The sequence below is a fragment of the Lipingzhangella rawalii genome (assembly GCF_031628175.1).
Classification (GTDB): domain Bacteria; phylum Actinomycetota; class Actinomycetes; order Streptosporangiales; family Streptosporangiaceae; genus Lipingzhangella_A; species Lipingzhangella_A rawalii.
The window spans coordinates 26862-33303 of sequence record NZ_JAVLVT010000014.1 but is presented as its reverse complement, the minus strand read 5'-3'; the positions used below and the strand labels follow the sequence as shown (position 1 = coordinate 33303).

Sequence of the window (6442 nt, the reverse complement as noted above, 5' to 3'; positions counted from 1 at the left end):
ATCACGGCGAAGGGTCGAGGAGCAGCGCCCCGCGGGCCAGGGCACCCGCACCGGCCAGCACATCCTGCACAGTGCTGATGGCGGGTATCCACCGCTCGGGGGTCGGAACGGTCTGGCTCCCCAAGGCTGGCGGGCTGTCGGGCTGTCCGGGGCCGCGCAGTCCGCCGGGAGGAGTGCCGGAACCCGGTCCACGAGCGTCGTCCACGTGATTCGTGGCGGGGGCATCGGCGCCGCTGTCGTGGATTGTCTGGCGTACGGCACTATGTAGGGGCACCTGGTGCCCATCCCATCGCGTCCGGGAGGTTCCCGATTAGCCAGTTGATCTTGTGGAGCATAGACAGGACCCTTGTCGACGTTGCCCAGGTGACCCGACGGGCCTACGCCGAGGCCTTCGAACAGGTCACCGGACAGCCCCTCGTCTACCTGACGGCGACCCAGGGGCTGAGTGACTCCGAACTGTTCTACGAGTTCCTCGCTCGGAACAATCTGCCGGTCGATCCTGAGGACGACCAGCTGCCGTTCTTCGTCGAGGCGCTGGAGGAAGCCTTCGCCAACCACCGGCACGAGCTGACGACCAAGGGCCACGAGATGCCCGGGGCCCGGGCCGCGCTGGACGCGGTGGCACGCATGCCCGGGACGGTGCAGACCGTGGTCACCGGCACCATCCGTGCGAACGCCCTGGCGCAGCTGTCCGCGTTCGGGATGGACAACTACCTCGATCTGGAGATCGGTGGGTTCGGATCCGACACCTACACCATCGCCAGCTTGTTACAGCTCACCCGGATGCGGGCCGAGCGGGAACGTCAGAACGTCTTTCCCGAGGAGACCACGATTCATGTCACCAACTCCACCCGCGGGGTGGAAGCTGCACGGATCGGCCGTGCCGTGCCCGTGGCGGTGGTCAGCGGCTCGGCGACCCGCGGTCAACTCCAGAATGCGGGTGCGGAGCACATCCTCGACGACATCGCCGACACCGCTGCCTTCACCTCGATAGTGCAGCGCATCGGGGGGAACCGGGAGTAGCTCCCCGCGCGTCCCCGAACTCCTGCGGTCCTCTCCCCGCGACTGGTGCCGCCACCGTTGTGCGACGTGACCGACAGCGTCCCGGAATTTGGCGATTCAACCGAGACCATCGGGAACGCTGCGCAGTACGCTGGACGTGCGTTCGGTGTGGGACAAGGGAGTCCCGCACGCGATCACCCCCCTGCGGGGCCCGACGAAACTCGCCTGCCCTCACAAAGGAGTGAGATCGCACATGCACGGCCAGTCATCCAGCGAGAACGACCAGTTGGTTCGGGAGGCGCTCGCGCGGTGGCGCCGGGAGCAGCCGCAAGCCGCCGACGCGCCCCAGGTTCCCGAGGGCAAGGACGACGCCTGGGCCGAGTGGTTCCTGTGCCGCTACTACCGCAACGTGCCCGTGGATCAGCTGCGCAGACGTGGTGACGCCGAAATCTGCGGTCCGGCCCTGGGCCATCTGCGTCTGGCCCAGACCCGTCCGCAGGGACGAGCGAACCTCCGGCTGTACACCCCCGACCGGGACACCGACGGGTGGGACAACGGGTGCTCCGTCGTGGAGATCGTCACCGACGACGCGGAGTTCCTCGTCCGCTCGGTCAAGAACGCCCTCAGCCGCAACGGGGTGGGGGTCCGGTTGGTTATCCACCCGCAGCTCCGGGTGGAGCGAGATCTGCTGGGCGAGCTGCGGGCGGTGGAACCCAGCGGTTCCACCGCCACAGGCATGGAACCGCTGGATGAGTCGTGGATCCACATCGAAGTTGACCGTCAGACGGATCCCACCGTGCTCAAGGACGTGGAGCGTGTCCTGTCCGGGGTTCTTGCGGACGTACGCCAGGTGGACGAGGACCAGGACCGCATGGAGCAGCGGGCTCGGGAAATCGCCACGGAGCTGGCGTCCGGCGATCGAGGGCTCAGCGTCAGCGGGGTCGACTCCACCGAGGTGAGCGAGAGCGTGGAGTTCCTGGACTGGATGGCCGCTCGCAACTTCATTTTCCTCGGGTACCGCGAGTACGACCTCGTGAGCGTCCCCGAGGGGCAGAACGCCGACGCCGACGCCGACGCCGACACCGACGCCGACACCGACACCGACGCTGCCGCGGCGGAGCTGCGACTCACCCCCGTTGTCGGTACCGGTCTGGGGCTGTTGCGGGGCCACAAGTCGCACTCCAAGAGCTTCGAGGCTCTCAGTCCGCAGGCCCGGACCCGTGCCCGGGACGCCCACCTGCTGGTGCTGTCCAAGGCGAACTCGCCCTCCACGGTGCAGGAGGATCGCTACCTCGACTACATCGGGGTCAAACGGTTCGATGACTCCGGGGCGGTCATCGGGGAACGCCGGTTCCTGGGGCTGTTCGCGGCCGGAACCACCAGCATCGCGCACATTCCGATTCTGCGGCGCAAGCTGGATCGGGTCCTGGAAATGTCCGGGGTCAGGGCCGACAGCTACGACGGTCGATACCTGGTGGAGGTACTGGAGGATCTGCCTCGGGAAGAACTGTTCCAGGCCTCCGAGCAGTGGCTGCTGGATGTGGCGCGCGGCGTGCTGGGAACCCGGGAGAGCCCGGGCACGAAGCTGTTCCTGCGCCGGGAGATCGACGGTCGTTACGTGTCCTGCCTGGTGTACATGCCGCGGGACCAGTTCAACACCCAGGTGCGCGAGGCCGTACGTGACACGCTGAAACGCAAGCTGGGCGGCGCGAGTGCCGAGTACCGGGTTTCGGTGACCGAGTCGTCGCTGGCGCGCCTGTATGTGGTGGTGCGCGGGGAGGCCGGTAACGGCACCACCGCCCTCCCGGAGACGGATCCGGTCGAGCTGGAGGCGGCCGTGGTTGCCGCCGCACGCTCCTGGGACCTCGAACTCCAGCGCAAGCTCGCCGAGGCCTACGGGCCGGACCGGGGGGCGATCCTGTTCCGCGCCTACGGACAGGCCCTCCCTGACGGCTACAAGGCGGACGTGTCCGTGGACACCGCCATCACCGATCTCGCCCGGATCGACGAGCTGGGTGAGGACGCCCTGGCGGGGCGCCTCTACCAGCCCAGCGGGGCACGTCCCGACGAGTGGCGGTTCAAGGTGTACCGCACCGGAAGTCCGCTGGCGCTGTCCACGGTGCTGCCCTTCCTGGAACACATGGGTTTGGAGGTGATCGACGAGCGTCCCTACGGCATCAAGCAGTCTGGGGGGAGGCTGTGGATCTACGACTTCGGCCTGGGCAAACTCCCCGTCACGGATGGCCCCCCCAACCGGAGCCAGTTCGAGGACGCGTTCCACGCGTTGTGGCACGGGTACGGCGAGTCCGACGAGTTCAACAATCTGGTGGTCAGTGCCGATTTGAGCTGGCGACAGGTGACGGTGCTCCGTGCCTATGCGAAGTACCTACGCCAGACCGGCAGCACTTTCAGCCCGAGCTACTACGCCGACGTGCTGCGCCGCAACGCGCGGATCGCGCGGCTCCTCGTGACCCTGTTCGAAGCCCGCTTCGACCCGCGACACGAGGTGGGCCGTTCGGACGTGTGCGACGGCATCACCGAGGAGATCCACGGCGAACTCGACCAGGTGGCAAGCCTCGACGAGGACCGGATTCTGCGCGCCTTCCTGGCGGCCATCGAGGCGAGTCTGCGAACCAACTACTACCAGCACGATCCTGATTCGCCCAGCGCGACCGGCAAGCCCTACCTCGTGCTCAAGCTGGATCCCCGCGCCATACCCGACCTTCCCGAGCCCCGCCCGCGCTACGAGATGTTCGTGTACTCGCCCCGCATGGAGGGGGTGCACCTCCGGTTCGGGGCGATCGCCCGGGGCGGACTGCGCTGGTCCGACCGACCCGAAGACTTTCGCACCGAGATTCTCGGGCTGGTCAAGGCCCAGGTCGTCAAGAACGCGATCATCGTGCCCAGTGGAGCCAAGGGAGGCTTCGTGTGCAAGCGGCTCCCGACGGCCGGGGATCGGGACGCGGTGCAGACCGAAGTGGTGGCCTGTTACGAACAGTTCATCCGAGGGCTGCTCGATGTCACCGACAACCTGGTGGACGGGCAGATCGTGCACCCCGACCGCGTCGTGCGACACGACGACACGGATTCCTACCTTGTGGTTGCCGCGGACAAGGGAACCGCGACCTTCTCGGACATCGCCAACCGCATCGCCGCGGAACGCGGATTCTGGCTGGGGGACGCCTTCGCCTCCGGTGGCTCGGTCGGCTACGACCACAAGGCCATGGGCATCACCGCCAAGGGCGCCTGGGAGTCGGTGAAATACCACTTCCGCGGCATGGGGATCGACGTCCAGACCGAAGAGTTCACCGTCGTCGGGATCGGGGACATGTCCGGGGACGTGTTCGGTAACGGAATGCTGCTGTCGGATCGAATCCGGCTGGTCGCGGCCTTCGACCACCGCCACATCTTCCTGGACCCCACCCCCGACGCCGCCACCTCCTACACCGAGCGTGCGCGACTGTTCGCGCTGCCCCGCAGCTCCTGGGCCGACTACGACACCAGCTTGATCTCCGCCGGCGGTGGCGTGCATCCACGAAGCGCCAAGTCCATTCCCGTCACCCCGCAGGTCCGCACCGCCCTGGGCATGCCCGAGGACATCACCTCGCTGACCCCGTTCGAACTGATCTCCTACATCCTGTGCGCCCCCGTCGACCTGCTGTGGAACGGCGGCATCGGAACCTACATCAAGGCCTCCAGCGAGACGCATGCCGACGTGGGGGACAAGGGCAACGACGCGCTACGTGTCGACGCGGCCGATCTGCGGTGCCGCGTGATCGGCGAGGGTGGAAACCTCGGGGTGACCCAGGCCGGGCGCATCGAGTTCGCCCTGGCCGGGGGCCTGGTCAATACCGATTTCATTGACAACTCCGCCGGGGTGGATACCTCGGACCACGAGGTCAACATCAAGATCATGCTGGACCGGGAGGTGGACGCCGGAGCGCTCACCAAACCGGAGCGGGACCAGCTGTTCCGGGACATGACCGACGAGGTCGCCGAGCTCGTGCTCCGGGACAACTATGACCAGAACGTGGTGATCGCAGCGTCCGGCACGCAGTCCGCGAGTCTGCTGCACGTGCACGAGCGATACATCAAGGCCCTCGAACGCCAGGGGATGCTCGACCGCACCCTGGAATGTCTGCCGGACAAGCGGGCGCTGGCCGCTCGCCGCAGTGCTGGACAGGGGCTCACCGCCCCCGAATTCGCCACCCTGCTGTCCTACACCAAGATCGCTCTCGAGGAGGAGATCTCCGAGTCCGACCTACCGGGCGACCCCTACCTGCGGGACACCCTGGTCGAGTACTTTCCCACGCCGCTGCGCGAACAGTTCGGGCACGTCATGGACGACCACCCGCTGTGGCGGGGCATCATCACCACCTCGGTGGTCAACGATCTCGTGAACAGTATGGGAAGCACCTTCGTGTTCCGGATCAACGAGGAGACCGGAGCGTCAGCCACCGACATCACACGCGCCTATCTCGTCGTCCGCGAGGTGTTCGGGCTGCGGGAACTCTGGCGGGAGGTGGAGGCCCTCGACCACAAGGTGCCCCTGCACCTCCAGCTCCGGATGCTTCTGGAGGCACGCAAGCTGGCGGAACGGGCGAGCCGGTGGCTGCTGCGGCGCCGTGGCTCCTCGTTCAAGCTGGGCGACGAGATCGAGCATTTCCGGCCCCGGGTCGCGGAGATCATCCCCATGCTGCCCGGGCTGCTTCGAGGGGTGGACGCCGCCGCCTACGAGAACCGGGCGGACAGTTTCACCGCCCCGGCGCCCGAGTCGGTGCCAACCTCGCTGGTGCAGTGGATCAGCAGTATGGTCCCGGCCTTCTCCACCTTCGACCTGGTCCAGGTGGGTCAGGAGACGGGGCGACCACTGCGGGAGGTTGCCGACGTCTACTTCTACATCGCCGACCAGCTCGGCATCAGCCGGCTGCGGGGGCACATCATCGACCTGCCCCGCGACGACCGGTGGAACACCATGGCCCGCTCCGCGGTGCGCGACGAGCTGTACGAGGTCCACGCGGCACTCACCCGGGACGTTCTGCGGTCTAGGGATCCGGGAGCCTCGCCCCAGGACCTGCTGCACGAGTGGCAGCAGCGCAACGCCGCCGCGTTCACCCGGTCAACCCAGACCATGCAGGAGTTGGAAGAGGCCCAACGCTACGACCTCGCGACCCTGTCCGTAGCGCTACGGTCGGTGCGGTCCCTGGTGGCCTGAGGAGTCCGCACCCGGGCCGTTCCGACGATGGGGGCGGCCGTTCGGCCGCGGGGGCTGCGTGCCGCCGCGGCCGGACCACCGCCCGGGGTCGAGGGGCCGTCCACTCCGCCGCCGCGCATCGCGGGGCGGGGGCGCGGAGCGGGAAGCACAGCCACCGGTAGCGGCGGCTGCTCCTGGCCAGCACTATCCTCGGATGCGTAACCCCGGTAATGTTCGCATGCCGCA

At 67.6% G+C, this 6442-nt stretch carries 3 protein-coding genes; all 3 read left to right on the top strand.

The genetic code is table 11. The annotated features are described in order from the left end of the window. Positions 1-268, top strand: a 268-nt coding sequence (locus RIF23_RS19890) for a hypothetical protein (protein WP_310914149.1), incomplete at its 5' end; no start/stop codon positions are given. A 95-nt stretch (positions 269-363) separates the two neighbouring features. Beyond that, the gene (locus tag RIF23_RS19885) at positions 364-1023 is read left to right on the top strand and encodes an HAD family hydrolase (protein WP_407659516.1); all 660 of its coding nucleotides are present in this window, start codon (positions 364-366) and stop codon (positions 1021-1023) included. 232 nt (positions 1024-1255) lie between these two features. Next, positions 1256-6217 carry an NAD-glutamate dehydrogenase gene (locus RIF23_RS19880; RefSeq protein WP_310914146.1) on the top strand — a complete coding sequence of 1654 codons (4962 nt, stop codon included), beginning with the start codon at positions 1256-1258 and terminating at the stop codon, positions 6215-6217. The last annotated feature ends 225 nt before the right edge of the window (positions 6218-6442 follow it).